Source organism: Ottowia beijingensis (assembly GCF_042680925.1).
GTDB classification, from domain to species: Bacteria; Pseudomonadota; Gammaproteobacteria; order Burkholderiales; family Burkholderiaceae_C; genus Ottowia; species Ottowia beijingensis.
This window is the reverse complement of record NZ_JBHUEP010000001.1, coordinates 113,722-129,961: the sequence shown is the minus strand read 5'-3', so window position 1 is coordinate 129,961 and position 16,240 is coordinate 113,722. Positions and strand designations below refer to the sequence as shown.

At 69.6% G+C, this 16,240-nt stretch carries 15 protein-coding genes and 1 riboswitch; of the genes, 8 read left to right on the top strand and 7 right to left on the bottom strand.

The features are described 5' to 3' along the window. Nucleotides 1–61: 61 nt before the first annotated feature. The 4 genes from lnt to ACFSCU_RS00595 form a co-directional block, all read right to left on the bottom strand. Entirely contained in the window at nucleotides 62–1,678 is a 1,617-nt protein-coding gene (gene lnt, locus ACFSCU_RS00610) for an apolipoprotein N-acyltransferase (RefSeq protein WP_377559504.1), read from the bottom strand. Nucleotides 1,679–1,687: 9 nt separating this feature from the next. Beyond that, nucleotides 1,688–2,575 (bottom strand): HlyC/CorC family transporter, encoded by an 888-nt coding sequence (locus ACFSCU_RS00605; protein WP_377559503.1) that lies wholly within the window; start codon nucleotides 2,573–2,575, stop codon nucleotides 1,688–1,690. A gap of 108 nt (nucleotides 2,576–2,683) precedes the next feature. Beyond that, the gene (locus ACFSCU_RS00600) at nucleotides 2,684–3,385 is read right to left on the bottom strand and encodes a GNAT family N-acetyltransferase (RefSeq protein ID WP_377559501.1); all 702 of its coding nucleotides are present in this window, start codon (nucleotides 3,383–3,385) and stop codon (nucleotides 2,684–2,686) included. A gap of 183 nt (nucleotides 3,386–3,568) precedes the next feature. Then, nucleotides 3,569–4,063, bottom strand: a complete 495-nt coding sequence (locus tag ACFSCU_RS00595; protein ID WP_333707308.1) for an Lrp/AsnC family transcriptional regulator — start codon at nucleotides 4,061–4,063, stop codon at nucleotides 3,569–3,571. A gap of 195 nt (nucleotides 4,064–4,258) precedes the next feature. Here ACFSCU_RS00595 and hppD point away from each other — a divergent pair, with 195 nt between their 5' ends. Then, a complete protein-coding gene (gene hppD, locus ACFSCU_RS00590; RefSeq protein WP_377559499.1) occupies nucleotides 4,259–5,383 on the top strand; it encodes a 4-hydroxyphenylpyruvate dioxygenase in 1,125 nt (374 codons plus the stop codon). A 488-nt stretch (nucleotides 5,384–5,871) separates the two neighbouring features. Here the strand turns inward: hppD and ACFSCU_RS00585 are convergent, their stop codons facing one another. Beyond that, on the bottom strand, nucleotides 5,872–6,810 hold the full coding sequence (locus ACFSCU_RS00585) for a lysylphosphatidylglycerol synthase transmembrane domain-containing protein (protein ID WP_180550443.1): 939 nt from the start codon (nucleotides 6,808–6,810) through the stop codon (nucleotides 5,872–5,874). Next, nucleotides 6,807–7,838, bottom strand: coding sequence for a glycosyltransferase family 2 protein (locus ACFSCU_RS00580; RefSeq protein ID WP_377559497.1), 1,032 nt, complete (start codon nucleotides 7,836–7,838; stop codon nucleotides 6,807–6,809). Before ACFSCU_RS00580 ends, ACFSCU_RS00585 begins: the two co-directional genes overlap by 4 nt. Before the next feature lie 100 nt (nucleotides 7,839–7,938). Here ACFSCU_RS00580 and ACFSCU_RS00575 point away from each other — a divergent pair, with 100 nt between their 5' ends. The 7 genes from ACFSCU_RS00575 to ACFSCU_RS00545 all read left to right on the top strand — a co-directional run bounded on the left by ACFSCU_RS00575 (nucleotide 7,939) and on the right by ACFSCU_RS00545 (nucleotide 15,344). Further along, on the top strand, nucleotides 7,939–9,465 hold the full coding sequence (locus ACFSCU_RS00575; protein WP_180550444.1) for an ArnT family glycosyltransferase: 1,527 nt from the start codon (nucleotides 7,939–7,941) through the stop codon (nucleotides 9,463–9,465). Beyond that, the gene (locus tag ACFSCU_RS00570; RefSeq protein WP_377559496.1) at nucleotides 9,462–10,475 is read left to right on the top strand and encodes an NAD-dependent epimerase; all 1,014 of its coding nucleotides are present in this window, start codon (nucleotides 9,462–9,464) and stop codon (nucleotides 10,473–10,475) included. The genes ACFSCU_RS00575 and ACFSCU_RS00570 overlap by 4 nt, the downstream gene beginning before the upstream one ends. Before the next feature lie 165 nt (nucleotides 10,476–10,640). Continuing rightward, nucleotides 10,641–11,981 carry a UDP-glucose dehydrogenase family protein gene (locus ACFSCU_RS00565; protein ID WP_377559493.1) on the top strand — a complete coding sequence of 447 codons (1,341 nt, stop codon included), beginning with the start codon at nucleotides 10,641–10,643 and terminating at the stop codon, nucleotides 11,979–11,981. A gap of 70 nt (nucleotides 11,982–12,051) precedes the next feature. Next, nucleotides 12,052–12,909, top strand: a complete 858-nt coding sequence (gene otnI, locus ACFSCU_RS00560; RefSeq protein ID WP_180550445.1) for a 2-oxo-tetronate isomerase — start codon at nucleotides 12,052–12,054, stop codon at nucleotides 12,907–12,909. A 164-nt stretch (nucleotides 12,910–13,073) separates the two neighbouring features. Then, nucleotides 13,074–13,727, top strand: coding sequence for a hypothetical protein (locus ACFSCU_RS00555; RefSeq protein ID WP_377559492.1), 654 nt, complete (start codon nucleotides 13,074–13,076; stop codon nucleotides 13,725–13,727). A gap of 52 nt (nucleotides 13,728–13,779) precedes the next feature. Beyond that, on the top strand, nucleotides 13,780–14,379 hold the full coding sequence (locus tag ACFSCU_RS00550) for a YceB family lipoprotein (protein ID WP_180550448.1): 600 nt from the start codon (nucleotides 13,780–13,782) through the stop codon (nucleotides 14,377–14,379). A gap of 200 nt (nucleotides 14,380–14,579) precedes the next feature. Then, nucleotides 14,580–15,344, top strand: a complete 765-nt coding sequence (locus tag ACFSCU_RS00545) for an alpha/beta fold hydrolase (protein ID WP_180550449.1) — start codon at nucleotides 14,580–14,582, stop codon at nucleotides 15,342–15,344. Between the two features lie 26 nt (nucleotides 15,345–15,370). On the opposite strand, the gene ACFSCU_RS00540 is transcribed toward ACFSCU_RS00545, so the two are convergent. Next, nucleotides 15,371–15,841 carry a 6,7-dimethyl-8-ribityllumazine synthase gene (locus tag ACFSCU_RS00540; protein WP_180550450.1) on the bottom strand — a complete coding sequence of 157 codons (471 nt, stop codon included), beginning with the start codon at nucleotides 15,839–15,841 and terminating at the stop codon, nucleotides 15,371–15,373. 126 nt (nucleotides 15,842–15,967) lie between these two features. Further along, nucleotides 15,968–16,125: riboswitch (FMN riboswitch) on the bottom strand. Nucleotides 16,126–16,240: the final 115 nt, after the last annotated feature.

The window sequence follows — 16,240 nt, the reverse complement described above, 5'->3', positions numbered from 1 at the left end:
GCCGATTGTGCCTTAGGCCAACGCGGCTGGCCGCCGCGGCCCGCGCCGGGCTTGTCCCGGATCAGGCACGGCGGCGGCGCAGCAGCGCCAGCAGCACGATCAGCGCGCAGCCGGCCCACAGCGGCCACAGGCCCGCCCGCGCGGCCCAGCGGGCGAAGGGCGTGACGTGCGTGCGGCCCTCGAAGCTGCCGTGCAGCACCCCGCGGGTGAGGCGCGGCAGCAGGTGCGTGACCTGGCCGCGGTGGTCGACGATGGCCGTGGCGCCGGTGTTGGTGGCGCGCAGCATGGGGCGTTCGAACTCCAGCGCGCGCATGCGGCTGATGTGCAGATGCTGGTCGATCGCCACGCTGTCGCCGAACCAGGCGATGTTGCTGACGTTGACGAAGGCGGTGGGTGCGCGGGCGGGGTCGGCAAAGCGCGCGGCCAGCTCCTCGCCGAACAGGTCTTCATAGCAGACGTTGGGCGCCAGCCGCTGGCCCTGCCATTCGAACGAGGGCTGGCCGACGGCCCCGCGCGCGAAGTCGCCCAGCGGGATGTTCATCATGCGCACGAACCAGCGGAAGAACGGCGGGATGAACTCGCCGAACGGCACCAGGTGGTGCTTGTCGTAGCGGTAGGGCTCGGCCTGGCCGGCCTTCAGGCCGATCACCGAGTTGGTGTAGCCCGCCTCCATGTCGCCCAGCGGCACGCCCAGCAGCGCGGCCTGGGTGGGGCCGGCGTAGCGCGCCAGCAGCGCGTCCCAGTAGCCGTCGGGCAGCTGGCGCGGCAGCAGCGGCAGCGCCGTTTCGGGGCCCACGATCAGCGGCGCGCGGTTGGCCTGCAGCTGCTCGCCGTACCAGGTGAGCGAGTCGAGCACGCCGGTGCCGGGCACGAACTTCTCGTCCTGCGGGATGTTGCCCTGCATCAGCGCCACTTCGGTCACCAGCGGCTTCTGGCCCGCGGCGGGCGCGGCCTGCAGGTCGAGGTGGCGCCAGCCCCACAGCGCCGCGCCCAATGCCAGCAGCAGCGCCATGCCAGCCAGCGTGCGCGCCCGCCGCCAGCGCACATGGCCGCCGAGCGCCAGCAGCGCCGCAAGCGCCGCCGCCACGAAGCCCACGCCGTACACGCCCACGTAGCGCGCCAGAAAGGCCAGCGGCCCGTCGACATGCGCGTAGCCGCCCGCGCCCCAGGGAAAGCCGGTGAACCAGCTGCCGCGCGCCAGCTCGGCCAGCGTCCACAGCGCGGCGAACAGCAGGGCCGAGCGCACCGGGCGGTGCACCAGCCCCTGGGCCGCCGTGACTGCGATGAAGGCCGCGCTGGCCAGCGCGCAGTAGATGGCCAGCAGCCCCGCCAGCGCCAGCACGGCCGCCACGGCCAGCACCGCGTTCAGCCCGCCGTAGGTGTGCATCGAGATGAACAGCCACCAGAACGTGCCCGCCAGCCAGCCCAGGCCGAACAGCCAGCCCAGCCACAGCGCCCGGCGCCAGGCGGTGCCGGTTTCGGGGCTGGCCCAGGTGCTGGCGCTCCAGGACATGCGCCGCTCGGCGCGGTGTGCCAGTTGCCACACCAGCCACGACAGGCTCAGCAACTGCAGCCACCAGTGCGCGTGGCCGGTCCACGGGTCGGCCATCGACAGCGCCTGCGCCGCGCCGGCCAGCAGCGCCATGGGGGGAGAGGCCAGCGCGTGGATGAGCCGCATGGGCGATCTTCAGTCGGCGTCTGGGGGCGTGGGCGACACCTTGAACCAGCGCACCGCGCCGCCCTTGGTGTGCAGCACGTGGAAGTCCAGCCCGCCGAGGCTGAAGCGCTCGCCGCGCTTGGGCACGTGGCCCATCTCGTGCGCGATCAGGCCGCCGATGGTGTCGAACTCGACCTCCAGGTCGCCGTTGGGGTCGGCCCCGAGGTGCACGCCGAAGGAATCGTTGACGCGCTCCAGCGGCGTGTCGCCGGCCACGCGCCAGGTGTTGTCGGCCAGGGCGAAGATGTCGCCCTCGTCGCCGTCGATGTCGAACTCGTCCTCGATCTCGCCGACGATCTCTTCCAGCACGTCCTCGATGGTGATCAGCCCGGCCGTGCGGCCGAACTCGTCCACCACGATGGCCAGGTGGTTGCGGTTCACGCGGAAGGCGCGCAGCAGCTCGTTCAGGCCCTTGCTCTCGGGCACGAACACCGCCGGGCGCAGCAGCGTGCGCACGTTCAGCTCGGGCGCGCGCTGCAGCTTCAGCAGATCTTTCGACATCAGGATGCCGATGATGTTCTCGCGCTCGCCCTGGTACACCGGAAAGCGCGAATGCGCCGTGCGGATCACCTCCAGCAGCATGTCCTCGTAGGGCGCGTCGATGTCCAGCAGGTCCATGCGCGGCGCGGCCACCATGGCGTCGCCGGCAGTCATGTCGGCCATGCGCAGCACGCCTTCCAGCATCACGCGGCTTTCGGCGTCGATGACCTCGTTGTCTTCGGCCTCGGCCAGGGTGCCGATCAGTTCGTCCGTGGAATCAGGCCCCGGCCGGATGAATTCGACCAGTTTCTGGAACAGGCTGCGCTTGTCTTCGCGCTCGGGGCGCTCGCCGGGGCGAGCAGGGTGGGGGTCAGCCACGGTGGGTGGTGCAGGACGTGCGGTAGTTGCGAAGTGGGCAAGGATAGCCCAATCGCATGGCGCGCCGGCGTCGGGGTGCGGCCCCCCGCGGGGCGGCGCCGCACGCGGTCAGCTGTTCGACTTGTGGCGCCCTTCGCGCACCGCCTCGCGCACTTCCTGCACGGTGGCCAGCACGTCGCGGGCGCGCACGGCCTCGGTCTTCAGCCAGTAGTCGACCTGGCCCACCTGGTCGGCGAACAGCTCGCCCATGTGGCTGGCGAAGGTGGCCGCGGGCAGCGTCAGGTGCGCCTCGCTCTCGCTGCCCTGGCGTTCCACGGTGGCGCCGGCCTGGCGGGCGATGCGCAGCATGGCGGTGTTCTCGCTCAGCGCGTGGATGTAGAGCGTCTTCACGCCGTCGTTCACGGCATGGATGGCGGCGCGCTCGAACAGGCGCGAGCCATAGCCGCGGCCGCGCGCATGGTGGGCCACCGACACGCCGAACTCGGCAAAGCCGGCCTGCACCATGTCGGCCGGGTAGGCCAGGTGCGCCATGGCGATGAGTTCGAGCTTGCGGTTGAAGATGCCGAAGATCTGGTCGCGCTCGAAGTCGAGCTGGTCGACGTAGTGGCGGATCTGCCGGTCGTTGGCAGCGTAGCCGAAGCGCAGGTAGCGGTCGTGCTCGCCCAGCGCCAGCAGGTGCCGGGCGATCTGCTCGCGGTAGCGCGCGCCGATTTCGCGGATCGGCACGATGGCCGAATGGGGCTTGGCGGCCACGCGCGGGCTTGTGGCCTGCGCATCGCTCACCGGACGGGGGGTGGTTGGCGTGTCCATGCCATTCATATTAGGGTTCACCCCTAGAGTCCACACTCCAATCGACAGCCGTGGGGCAGAAGTTGGTGACGAGATGTGAACTTTTGGGCGCATCGGTGCGCCATCCGCCACAGGGATTCAGTAGCGGTTTTCTATCAAATCAATAGCTGTCAGCGCTTTCTGTACAAGGGCTGGAGGCCAAAATCATGCCTGAATCGGCAGTGCCGTGGTCGCCTTGACCCGGTCCATCACGAAGCTGGTCTTGCAGTCCTGCACCGAGGGGTGGCGCAGCAGCGTGTCCATCATGAAACGTGAGTACGCACTCATGTCCTGAAGCACCAGCCGCAACAGAAAGTCCATCTCGCCGGTCAGCGCCACGCATTCCACCACCTCGGGCCAGGCCTGCACGCTGGCGCGGAACTCGTCCATGGGGTTGCGCTTGGCATGCTCGGCGCGCTTTTCCAGCCGCACGTTCACGTAGGCCATCAGCCCCAGGCCCAGCGCCTCGGGCTTGAGCAGGGCGACATAGCGGTCGATGACACCCGCCTCCTCCAGCTTGCGGATGCGCCGCAGCACGGCGCTGGCCGACAGGCCGATTTCAGCGCCGATTGCATCGTGCGCCGCGCGGCCGTCAGTCTGCAGGTGGGCGAGGATGGCGCGGTCGAGGCGGTCGAGGCGGTCGAGCGGGGGCGGTGTCATGGTCATCGAAAGGGTCGGGCGCGGCAGTGGGGGCGCGGTTTGATGATTGAATGCATTATTTCAGCGTGATACACGGCAAAAAAGCAAGAATAAGGCGTCAAGGTCCAGTGTGCGCCGTCCGGAAGACGAGAAACGCAGGCCGTGCCACCCTACAGTGCTGGGTTTCGTCCACAACGACGTCGCAGGAGACAAGACATGACCGCTTCCCCCACCGCCCGCCCCGGCACCCCCTGGGACAACCCCATGGGCACCGATGGCTTCGAGTTCATCGAATACGCCGCGCCCGACCCGCAGGCCATGGGCGCGCTGTTCGAGCGCATGGGCTTCACCGCCGTGGCCCGGCACCGGCGCAAGAACGTGACGCTGTACCGCCAGGGCGAGATCAACTTCATCATCAACGCCGAGCCTGACAGCTTTGCCCAGCGCTTTGCCAAGCTGCACGGCCCCAGCATCTGCGCCATCGCCTTCCGCGTGCAGGACGCCAAGGCGGCCTACGAGCGCGCCCTGTCGCTGGGCGCCTGGGCCTACGCGGGCCAGGCCGGCGCGGGCGAACTGAACATCCCGGCCATCAAGGGCATTGGCGACTCGATCATCTACCTGATCGACCGCTGGCGCGGCAAGGACGGCGCTCAAGCAGGCGACATCGGCAACATCGGCTTCTACGACGTCGATTTCGAGCCGCTGCCGGGCGTTCAGGGCGCCGGCATCAACCCGGTCGGCTACGGCATGACGGTGATCGATCACCTGACGCACAACGTGCACAAGGGCCGCATGGCCGAATGGTCGGGTTTCTACGAGCGGCTGTTCAACTTCCGCGAGGTGCGCTACTTCGACATCGAGGGGCAGGCGACGGGCGTGAAGTCGAAGGCGATGACCAGCCCCTGCGGCAAGATCCGCATCCCGATCAACGAGGAGGGCAACGACCAGAAGGGCCAGATCCAGGAGTACCTGGACAGCTACCACGGCGAGGGCGTGCAGCACATCGCGCTGGCGACGACCGACATCTACGGCACGGTGGATGCGCTGCAGATGGCGGGGGTGAAGCTGCTGAACACCAGCGAGACGTATTACGAGCTTTTGCCGAAGCGCATCCCCGGCTTGCAGGAGCCGATTGGGGAGCTGCAGGCGCGCAACATTCTGGTGGACGGCACGCCCGATGAATTGTTGCTGCAGATTTTCAGCGAGAACCAGCTGGGGCCGATCTTCTTCGAGTTCATTCAGCGCAAGGGGAACGAAGGGTTTGGCGAGGGCAACTTCAAGGCGCTGTTCGAGACGATGGAGCTGGATCAGATGCGGCGGGGGGTGTTGAAGGCGACTTGAGGTTGGATGCGCGGCTGGCCGGGAGTTCGCCCCGGCGGGCGACCTACTTTTCTTGCTCGCACAAGAAAAGTAGGCAAAAGAAGTGCGCCCCACTGGCCGTGTCCCTGCGCTTCGCTTCGGGCAGCCTGCGATGCTCGGTCGCGGGGCGGCGCTGCGGAACTCGCTTCGTTCACTGCGTTCACTTCGCTCAGACAACCGCAGCGAGTCAGTTCACGAAGCGCGCATGCTTCGCTGCGCGCCCGCCCCACGCCCTGCGCTTCTCGGCACGGCCAGAGGGGGTTTGGAGCCCCACACGGGCCATCGCTGCGCTCGGCCTTGAGTGAGTCAGGCCGCTGCTTCGCGCGGCACGGGCTTTTCTCCCTCTCCCTCTGGGAGAGGGCAGGGGTGAGGGCAGCCCAACTTAAAAAACATAGCGGCTCGCGCTTACCCCGAAACGATTTCAAGCCATTTTGACCTGAAACCCCCACCAATCAAGCGCAAGCAGCTATTTATTCAGAAGCGCCTTCCCGCGCACTCTGCCCCGGCAACCCAAACGCCAGCGCCCCCATCGCCCCCTGCACCAGCGCATACAGCCCGTAAATCACCCCCACGCCCACGGCCGCCGCCGCCGCTACACCGAAGGGCGCGAGCGCGGCCACCGTCGCCGCTTCGCGCGTGCCCCAGCCGCCGACGCTGACGGGCAGCGCGGCCATCAGGAACACCGGCGCAATGGCGAACGCCCACGCCGCCAGCGGCAACTGCACGCCCAGCGCCAGGCCGCCACCCGCCAGCGCAGCGGCCGACAGCACCTGAACCGCGGCCGACGCCAGCGCCTGCCAGCCCATCTGCCGATTGAAGTCGGGCCGCTGCGCGGCCGCGCGCAGCGGCCCCAGCCAGCGCACGCCCCAGCGCCGCAGCAGCGCCGGCAGCGTCCAGGGCGTGGCCAGCCACAGCGCCGTGCCGGCCAGCATCAGCGCGGTGAACGCGCCGGCCGGCAGGCGCAGCCAGGGCGCCAGCACGTCGGCGCACAGCGCGGCCCCCAGGCCGCCGATGGCGCACAGCATCCACAGGCCGCTCACGCGGTCGAGCACCACCGACCAGCTCGAGGCCAGCGTGGCCTGGCCCGCGCGCCGCAGCACCACAGCGCGGTACAGGTCGCCGCCCAGCACGGCGCCGGGCAGCAGCGCGTTCAGGCCGATGGCCTGGAAGTACCAGCGGCTGGCATCGCGCACGCTGACGTCGGCCCCCAGCCAGCGCGCCAGCGCACGCCAGCGCAGGGCCGAGACGACGTTCGACGCCACGGCCGCCGCCAACCCGGCCAGCAGCCAGCCGACGTGGGCCTGCCGCAGCTGCGCCAGCACCCGCGCCGGATCGGCCAGCGCGATGACGGCCACCAGCAGCGCCCCGCCCAGCAGGCCGCGCAGCAAGGCCTTGTGGGCGCGCTTCACGCTATGTTTTGAGGAGCTGACTGCGCTGATGGGGCGGGCGCTGAAGGCTGATTCGGCTCTGAATCAACCACGACTTCCTCGGCATGGAACTGCGGCGCGCCGCCGGCCTCGTGATAGATGCGCGTGAGCAGCTCGCCGATCAGGCCGGCGGCGATCATCTGCGCGCCCATCAGCACCAGCATCACGCCCACCAGCAGCAGCGGCCGGCCGCCGATGTCGTGCCCGAACAGCTTGACGACGAGCAGCCACAGCAGGATCAGCGCGCCCGGCGCCGCCAGCCACAGCCCCAGCCCGCCGAAGGCGTGCAGCGGGCGCTGGCGGTAGCGCATGAAGAAGACGATCAGGATCAGATCGAGGATGACGCGGAAGGTGCGGTCGATGCCGTACTTGCTGACGCCGCGCGTGCGCGCGTGGTGGCGCACCGGCACCTCGGCGATGCGCGCGCCGGCCTCCTTGGCCAGCGAGGGGATGAAGCGGTGCAGCTCGCCGTACAGGCGGATGCGGTCGATGATGGGGCGGCGGTAGGCCTTCAGCGCGCAGCCGTAGTCGTGCAGGTGCACGCCGGTGGCGTTGGAGATGAGCTTGTTGGCGATGCGCGAGGGCAGCTTGCGCGACAGCTCGGCGTCCTGCCGGTCCTTGCGCCAGCCGCTCACCATGTCGACTTCGGGGTCGGTCTCCAGCCGCTGCAGCAGCAGCGGGATGTCGCCCGGCTCGTTCTGCAGGTCGGCATCCAACGTCACCACGTAGCGCCCGCGCACGCGGTCGAAGCCGGCCTGCAGCGCGCTCGACTGGCCGTAGTTGCGCGCCAGCATCACCGGGCGCAGCCAGGGCGTGGCGGCGGCCAGCTCGCGCAGCCTGGCGCGGCTGCCGTCGCTGGAGCCATCGTCCACCGCCAGCAGCTCCCAGGTCAGCGGCTGCCCGGCCATGGCCTGGCCGATGCGCGCCACCAGGTCGGGCAGGTTGTCCACCTCGTTGTAGATCGGCACCACGATGGAAACATCGGGTGCCGGGGTGCGGGGCTGGGTCATGGGGCGTCGGATGGGAGGCGGGATAATGGCCGTCGATTGTGCCTTGCGCCGTGGCCCCGCCTGCAGGCCGTGCGTGCGGGCGCTGCCCTCCTTTGCTCCCATGAATGCTTCTGCGGCGCCTGGCGCCCTTGCCCCGATCTCGCCCCGTTCGCCCATCGCCCACCCGCTGGCGTGGCTGCTGGCCATCGCGCTGGCGCATGTGGCGGTGCGCGTGTCGGTGTCGCCGGCGCTGAAATGGGACGAGGCCGAGCAGATGCTGTGGTCGCAGCAGCTGGCGTGGGGCTACGGCGCGCAGCCGCCGCTCTACACCTGGCTGCAATGGGCGCTGAACCTGGTGTTCGGCCCCAGCGTGCTGGCGCTGTCGCTGCTCAAGCACGCCTTGCTGGCACTGACCTACGCCCTGATGTACTTGGCCGGGCGCGAGCTGCTGGGCCCGCGCGGGGCCTGGTGGGCCTCGGCCAGCATGCTGCTGCTGCCGGCGCTGGGCTGGTACTCGATCCGCGACCAGACCCACACCATCCTCGTCACCGCCATGACCTGCGGCGCCTGGTGGCTGCTGCTGCGCATCGTGCGGCAGCCGCGGCCGCTGGACTTTGCCGCGCTGGGCCTGGTATGCGCGCTGGGCCTGCTGGCCAAGTACAGCTTTGCGCTGGTCATCGCCGCCATGCTGCTGGCGGCGCTGTCGGTGCCCGAATCGCGCCGCGCGCTGCTGTCGCGCGGCTGGTGGTGGGCGCCGCTGGTGGGCCTGATCGTGGTGGCGCCGCACGCGGCCTGGCTGATGGCGCACCTGCAGGAGGCCACCACCGGCACCATCGGCAAGATGCAGATCCATCCCGAGCGGCGCCTGGGCAAGGGGCTGCTGAGCTTTGCCGACGGCATCGCCGGCACGCTGGCGCTGTGGGCCATCGTGGCAGTGTGGGCGTTTCGCGGCGCCTGGTGGCGCCGGCCGCTGGCGCCGGCCATGCCCTGGGCGCACCGCGTGTTCGTGCGCTACCACGTGCTGGTGCTGCTGGCGCTGCTGGGCATGGTGCTGTTCGCCGGGGTCACCAACTTCAAGGGCCGCTGGGTGCTGCCGCTGCTGTGCGCCGTGCCGTTGGCGGCCTTCGCGGCGCGGCCCGAGTTGCAGCAACATCCGCGCGGCGGGCGCTATACCGGCGCCATCGTCGTCATGGCCATCGTCATCCTCGCTGCCGCAGGGATACGCCCGTGGTTCAGCGGCCTGCGCGGCGAGGCGGATGAACTCAACCATCCCGCGGCCGAACTGGGCGTGGCGCTGCGCGCGGCCGGCTACGACGGGGTGAGCCCCATCATCGCGTCCGACCACATGATGGCCGGCATGCTGCGCACGCGCTTTCCGCAGGCCACGGTGGATGCCTGCACCTCGGAAGAAGAGGACGTGCCGCGCTGCGTGGCCACCAACGTCGCGCGCGCCCAGGCCGCCGGCCAAGGGTGGCTGCTGATCTCGCGCGCCGACCGCATCGAACCCGGCTGGTGGGACAAGGCCGACAGCGCGCTGCAGGCACCCGCGCCGCTGCAAACCATTGAGCTGCCCTTCCACATGGTGCGCGACGGCATGGCGCCGGCGCAGTATCCCTACCGCTGGCACGCCGCGGGGGCCAGGCCATGAGCACCATCCTCGTCACCGGCTGCGCCGGCTTCATCGGCATGCACTGCGCCGAGCGGCTGCTGGCGCGCGGCGCGCAGGTGGTCGGCATCGACAACCTGAACGCCTATTACGACCCGGCGCTGAAAGAAGCGCGCCTGGCGCGGCTCACGGGCCACCCCCGTTTCCGTTTCGAGCGCATCGACCTGGCCGACCGCGCCGCCATGGCCGACCTGTTCGCGCGCGTGCAGCCCGCCCGCGTGCTGCACCTGGCCGCGCAGGCGGGCGTGCGCTACTCCATCGACCAGCCCGACGACTACACCGACAGCAACCTGCTCGGCTTCGGTCACATCCTGCAGGGCTGCCGCGCGGCGAGTGTTGAGCACCTGGTGTTCGCCAGCAGCTCCAGCGTGTACGGCGGCAACGCCAGGCTGCCTTACAGCGAGCGCGACGCGGTCGATCACCCCATAAGCTACTACGCCGCCACCAAGAAAGCCAACGAGGTGATGGCGCACACCTACGCGCATCTGTACGGCATCTCCGTCACCGGCCTGCGCTTTTTCACCGTCTACGGCCCCTGGGGCCGGCCCGACATGGCGCTGTTCAAGTTCACCCGCGCCATGCTGGCGGGCGAGCCGATCGACGTGTACGGCGAAGGCCAATTGGTGCGCGACTTCACCTACATCGACGACATCGTGGAAGGCGTGCTGCGCGTGCTCGACAAACCCGCCACGCCCGACCCGACCTACGACCCCGCTGCGCCCAACCCCGGCACCAGCAACGCGCCCTACCGCATCTTCAACATCGGCAACAGCGCGCCCACGGTGCTGATGGACTACATCACCGCGCTCGAATCCGCGCTGGGCATCACCGCGCACAAGCGCATGCTGCCCATTCAGCCCGGCGACATGCACAGCACGGCGGCCGACACCTCGGCGCTGGCGGCGTGGGTGGGTTTTGCACCGTCAACACCGGTTCAAACCGGTGTGGCACGCTTCGTGAACTGGTATCGGGGGTTTTATGAAGGGCAGTGACCAGTGCAAGGCCCCAACAGCCCAACCTCCATACGCAGAGGACGCAAAGATGACGCAGAGGACGCTGAAGAACAGCCAGAATCCTTGGGTTTTTTTTGCGTTCTCTGCGAATCCTTTGCGTCCTCTGCGTCCGGCAGTTCCCGATTTCTGCGAGTTTGAATTGACATGAAAGTCACCGTTTTCGGCACCGGCTACGTTGGTCTGGTGCAAGGGGCCGTGCTGGCCGATGTGGGGCACGACGTGGTCTGCGTCGATGTCGACGCCGCCAAGGTGGCCGCACTCAAGGCCGGCCGCATCCCCATCCACGAGCCAGGGCTGGAGCCCATCGTGCAGGCCAACCACGCCGCGGGCCGGCTGCACTTCACCACCGACGCGGCCGAGGGCGTGGCGCATGGCGAGCTGATCTTCCTGGCTGTGGGCACGCCCCCCGACGAGGACGGCAGCGCCGACCTGCAGCACGTGCTGACGGTGGCGCGCACCATCGCGGCGCACATGACCGCGCCCAAGACCATCGTCAACAAATCCACGGTGCCCGTGGGCACCGCCGACAAGGTGGCCGAGGCCGTGCGCGCGGGCCTGCAGGCGCGCGGCGCCGACATCGCGTTCGAGGTCGTCAGCAACCCCGAATTCCTGAAGGAAGGCAACGCCGTGGCCGACTGCCAGCGGCCCGACCGCATCATCATCGGCACCGGCAGCGCCGCGGTCGAGGCCCAGCTGCGCGAGCTGTACGCCCCCTTCAACCGCAACCACGACCGCATGGTGGTGATGGACGTGCGCAGCGCCGAGCTGACCAAGTACGCCGCCAACGCCATGCTGGCCACCAAGATCAGCTTCATCAACGAGGTGGCCAACCTGGCCGAGCGCCTGGGTGCTGACATCGAGGCCGTGCGCCGCGGCATCGGCAGCGATCCGCGCATCGGCTACCACTTCATCTACCCCGGCGTGGGCTACGGCGGCAGCTGCTTTCCCAAGGACGTGAAGGCGTTGATCCACACCGCGCAGTCCATCGGCTTCACGCCCGAGGTGCTGCTGGCCGTGGAGCGCCGCAACGAGTCACAGCGCCGCGTGCTGCCCGAGCGCATCGTCGCGCACTACGGTGGCAGCCTGAAAGGCAAAACCATCGCCGTCTGGGGCCTGGCCTTCAAGCCCGAGACCGACGACATGCGCGAGGCGCCCAGCCGCAACCTGCTGCAAGGCTTGTGGGCCGCCGGAGCCACGGTGCGCGCGCACGACCCGGTGGCGATGCAGGAGGCGCGCCGCATCTTCGGCGAGCGCGATGATCTGCTGCTGTGCGACACGCCCACGCAGGCGCTGGAAGGCGCCGATGCGCTGGCCATCGTCACCGAATGGAAGGCCTTCCGCGTGCCCGACTTCGCGCAGATGGCGCGCCTGCTGAGGGACCGCATGGTGTTCGACGGCCGCAACCTGTACGACCCGGCGGTGCTGGCACGGCACGGGCTGGGCTACCAGTCGATCGGCCGGCAGGCTGTGTCGACAGCGCCGTGATGCTATATAAACAAGAGCTGTCATCGCTTGCTACATAAGCGCTGGAGCCGTTTTTCACTCATAAACCGCCATGCCCCGATTCGCCGCCAACCTGAGCATGCTGTACCCCGAACTGCCGTTCCTCGACCGCTTCGAAGCAGCGGCCAAGGACGGGTTCGAGGCGGTGGAGTACCTGTTTCCTTACGCCTATCCCGCCGAAGAACTGGTGGCGCGGCTCAAGGCCCATGGCCTGCGGCAGGTGCTGTTCAACGCGCCACCGGCCGGCACCGACGCCGCCAGCATCGACGCCGCCTGGGCCGCCGGCCTGCGCGGCACGGCCAGCCTGCCAGGCCGGGAGGACGAATTCCGCGCCGGTGTGCAACTGGCGCTGCGCTACGCCGCCGCGCTGGATTGCCCGCGCATCCACTGCATGGCCGGCCTGCTGGACGAGGGCGCCGACCGCGAGGTCGCGCGTGCGGTGTACGTGAGCAACCTGCGCTGGGCCGCGGCCGAGGCGGCGCGCGAAGGGCGCGACATCCTGATCGAGCCGATCAACCCGCGCGACATTCCGCGCTTCTTCCTCAAGCGCCAGGACGAGGCGCACGCCATCGTGCAGGAAGTGGGCGCGCCCAGCCTCAAGGTGCAGTTCGACCTGTACCACTGCCAGATCGTCGAAGGCGACGTGGCGACGAAGATCCGCCAGTACCTGCCCACCGGCCGCGTCGGCCACTTCCAGATCGCCGGCGTGCCCGAGCGGCACGAGCCCGACACGGGCGAGCTGAATTACCCTTACCTGTTCAGCGTCATCGACGAGGTGGCGGCGCAATGCGGCTGGCAGGGCTGGGTCGGCTGCGAGTACCGGCCGCGCGAAGGCGCCCAGCCCGGCGGCACCACGCGCGGGCTGGCCTGGCTGCGCCAATGGCGCACGGTGCACGCACCGGCATCTTGATACCAAAGGCTACACCCACGTGCGCGCGTTGCATTTCGATGCAGAGCTTCACCCAGGCCGGGTGCGCGGTGGCCGGGGCTGGGGCGTTGAACGAGGGTGGCACGGGTGGTCTGCGCGGTCGCCCGCATTCAGCACGCACTTGATGCAGAAGAAGGATTCATGACATGACTTCACACCTCACCTTCCGGTCGTCGCACCGCACCCTGGCCCTGCTGCTGGCCGCAGCCCTGGGCGCCAGCGGTGCCTGGGCCGAGAAGCCCGAGTGGGCCGGCGGCGGCAAGGACCGCGACGGCCCGCCCGGCCAGATGAAGAAGCAGGACCGCGACGACCGTGGCGAGCGCCGTGTCCGCCGCGACAACGACGACGGCCGCTGGGACCGCAGCGACGACCGCCGGGGGCCACGGGCCGAGCGGGGTGACCGGGGCAATCGGGCCGACCGGGATGACCGCCGTGATCGCCGCGAGGCCCGTGATCGCGGCCCCGTCGTGGTCATCCAGCCCGGCGGCTTCTTCAACGACGGCCAGCGCCGCCATGCCCACCAGTGGTATGGCGAGCAATACCGCGCCGGCCACTGCCCGCCCGGCCTGGCCAAGAAGAACAACGGCTGCATGCCGCCCGGCCAGGCCAAGAAGTGGCGCGTCGGCCAGCGCCTGCCGGCTGGCGTCGTCTATTACCCGGTGCCGCAGCCCGTGGTGGTGCAACTGGGCCTGCCGCCGGCCGGCTACCGCTATGTGCGCGTGGCCAACGACATCCTGCTGATGGCCATCGGCACGCGCATGGTGGTCGATGCCATCACCGATCTGGGGCGTATCCTCTGAGCGGTCGCAACCCCGGGGCGCGTGCCCCGCATCGCTGAAGGCACCGAACGCCATGAACCACGCCACCCCCGCGCTCACCCGCCGCCGCTGGCACCAGCTGGGCGCCGCCGCCGCGCTGACCACGCTGCTGCCCGGCCTGGGCGCCTGCGCCAGCGGCGTGGGCGACCTGGCCGGCTACACCGTGTCGCAGCAGCGGCTCAACCAGCTGCTGGCGGCCAGCTTTCCGGTCACGCGCACGTTTGCCGGCCTGGCCGATCTGACGCTGCAGTCGCCCCGGCTGGGCCTGCTGCCAGCGGCCAACCGCATCGCCACGGCGTTCGACCTGGTGCTGTCCGAGCGCATCGCCCACACCCGCTACAGCGGCGGCATGGACCTGGACTACGGCCTGCGCTTCGACATGCAGGAAGGCGCCGTGCGCATGACCGACGTGAAGGTCAACCGCCTCATGATCGACCAGCTGCCGACGGCGCAGCGGCTGCTGGTGTCGCAATACGCGCCCGGCATTGCCGAACAGCTGCTGCACAACATGGTGCTGTACCGCCTGCCCGCCGAGCAGATGGCGCTGGCGCGCAACCTGGGCTGGGGCAACGCCGCCCTGCGCGTGCTGCCGCAGGGCCTGCGCATCGACATGGGGCCGGCGGGTTTGCGCTGAGCGGTCGCGCCATGTTCCAGGCCAAATAGGCCGTCAGCGCTTGCCAGTATTGCGCTGACAGCTCCTGAATTCATAGTTTTCTGGCGCCTGCAAGGCCGCTGCGGCTGCGCTGCATCAAACGCAGCCGGCGGCGGGCTTCGTATCATGGGGCGTGCCGCGCGGCGGCACCATGCCCCACGACAACACAGGAGACAAGCGACATGCCCAACACCCATCTGGCCATCGGCAACGGCCCGCACAAGGTCATCGGCCTGCACGGCTGGTTCGGCCACGCCCACGGCTGGGGGCCTTTCACCCAGCACCTCAACGGCCAGGATTTCAGCTACGCCTTCATGGACCAGCGCGGCTACGGCGGCATGAAGGGCAGCGGCGGGCCCTACACCGTCGAGCAGATCGCGCAGGACGCGCCGGCGCTGGCCGATTCGCTCGGCTGGCAGCGCTTTTCCATCATGGGCCATTCGATGGGCGGCGTCGGCATCCAGCAGGTGCTGGTCGCCGCGCCCGAGCGCGTGCGGTCGCTGGTCGCCATCACGCCCGTGTCGGCCGCCGGCGCGGGCTTTGACGACCAGGGCTGGCAGCTGTTCTCGGCCGCCGGCACTGATGGCGGCGCGCGCCGCACCATCCTCGACTTCACCTCCGGCAACCGCCTCACGGGCACCTGGCTCGACGCCATGGTCGCCAGCACCAAGGCACACTCCGACGACGAAGCCGTGGCCGGCTACATGCCTTCGTGGGCCAAGGCCAGCTTTGTCGACAAGATCAGCGACCAGAAGCTGCCGGTGCTGGTGCTGCCCGGCGAGCACGACCTGGCACTGGGCGAGCAGGCCTGCCGCGACACCTGGATGAAGCACTACCCCCACGCCGAGCTGCACGTGATCGGCAACGCCGGTCACTACCCGATGGACGAGACGCCGATCTACCTGGCCACGGTGATCGAGAAGTTCCTGGCCGGCGTGCCGGCGTAGCCTGCTTCGGCGCTGCGCGACAAGGTTCAGACCCCCAGCGCCGCATGCGCCGCCAGCGTCTGCACGCAGGCGCGCGCGGCCTCGGCGCCCTTGGCGACGAAGTGCTGGCGGAAGAAGTCGCGGTGGGTGTCGTGTTCGTGGAAGTCCTTGGGCGTGAGCACGACCGAGAACACCGGCACGCCGCTGTCGAGCTGCACGCGCATCAGGCCGTCGATGACGGCGCCGGCGACGAACTCGTGCCGGTAGATGCCGCCGTCGACCACCAGCGCGCAGCACACGATGGCGGCGTGCCGACTGGCGCGCGCCAGGCGCTGGGCCAGCAGCGGGATTTCAAAAGCGCCGGGCACGGCGAAGCGCTGCACGGCTGGCGGCGGCGCGCTGCCGCCGAGGCGCGCCAGCTCGTCGGCAAAGCCATCGTGGGCGCGCGCCACGATGTCGGCGTGCCAGCCGGCCTCGATGAAGGCGATGGGTGCGGTGGGTGCAAGGGGCTGATTCATGAAAGTCTCCTGAAGGGGACGAAGGTTCAGTGAATCAGGGCGCATGCGACAGCGCAGGGCGGCGCGCGGGCGCATGCCGACGGCCAGGGCCGGCACGCTGCCGCAACGCCGCGCCAGCGCGGCTTCGCACGCTCTCTTTCATCCGGACTGTGACCGTCGGCCCTGGCATCGCACCCGGTCTGCTGACCTTCGGCCTGCCGGGTGGCGGGCCGAAGCGCTCGCGGGCTCCCGCCGCAAGGACGGATACCGCCGGTGGGGACTTTCACCCCGCCCTGAGAACGCTTGTGCGACCGCGCTGCTGCGCGATCGCACAACGATGATACGGGGCGCACGTGCCGGTCGTGCAGCCAAGGCGACACCCGGGTGCCGCCGGTCTGGAGTTTTTTTTAAGGGCTGATC

Excerpts from the sequence above, each read along its gene's own strand:
- ACFSCU_RS00575 (WP_180550444.1), top strand. The coding sequence starts at position 7,939 with ATGAATGCTTCTGCGGCGCCTGGCGCCCTTGCCCCGATCTCGCCCCGT.
- ACFSCU_RS00570 (WP_377559496.1), top strand. The coding sequence starts at position 9,462 with ATGAGCACCATCCTCGTCACCGGCTGCGCCGGCTTCATCGGCATGCAC.
- hppD (WP_377559499.1), top strand. The coding sequence starts at position 4,259 with ATGACCGCTTCCCCCACCGCCCGCCCCGGCACCCCCTGGGACAACCCC.
- otnI (WP_180550445.1), top strand. The coding sequence starts at position 12,052 with ATGCCCCGATTCGCCGCCAACCTGAGCATGCTGTACCCCGAACTGCCG.
- ACFSCU_RS00595 (WP_333707308.1), bottom strand. The coding sequence starts at position 4,063 with ATGACACCGCCCCCGCTCGACCGCCTCGACCGCCTCGACCGCGCCATC.
- ACFSCU_RS00555 (WP_377559492.1), top strand. The coding sequence starts at position 13,074 with ATGACTTCACACCTCACCTTCCGGTCGTCGCACCGCACCCTGGCCCTG.
- ACFSCU_RS00600 (WP_377559501.1), bottom strand. The coding sequence starts at position 3,385 with ATGGACACGCCAACCACCCCCCGTCCGGTGAGCGATGCGCAGGCCACA.
- ACFSCU_RS00540 (WP_180550450.1), bottom strand. The coding sequence starts at position 15,841 with ATGAATCAGCCCCTTGCACCCACCGCACCCATCGCCTTCATCGAGGCC.
- ACFSCU_RS00580 (WP_377559497.1), bottom strand. The coding sequence starts at position 7,838 with ATGACCCAGCCCCGCACCCCGGCACCCGATGTTTCCATCGTGGTGCCG.
- ACFSCU_RS00550 (WP_180550448.1), top strand. The coding sequence starts at position 13,780 with ATGAACCACGCCACCCCCGCGCTCACCCGCCGCCGCTGGCACCAGCTG.
- ACFSCU_RS00565 (WP_377559493.1), top strand. The coding sequence starts at position 10,641 with ATGAAAGTCACCGTTTTCGGCACCGGCTACGTTGGTCTGGTGCAAGGG.
- ACFSCU_RS00545 (WP_180550449.1), top strand. The coding sequence starts at position 14,580 with ATGCCCAACACCCATCTGGCCATCGGCAACGGCCCGCACAAGGTCATC.
- lnt (WP_377559504.1), bottom strand. The coding sequence starts at position 1,678 with ATGCGGCTCATCCACGCGCTGGCCTCTCCCCCCATGGCGCTGCTGGCC.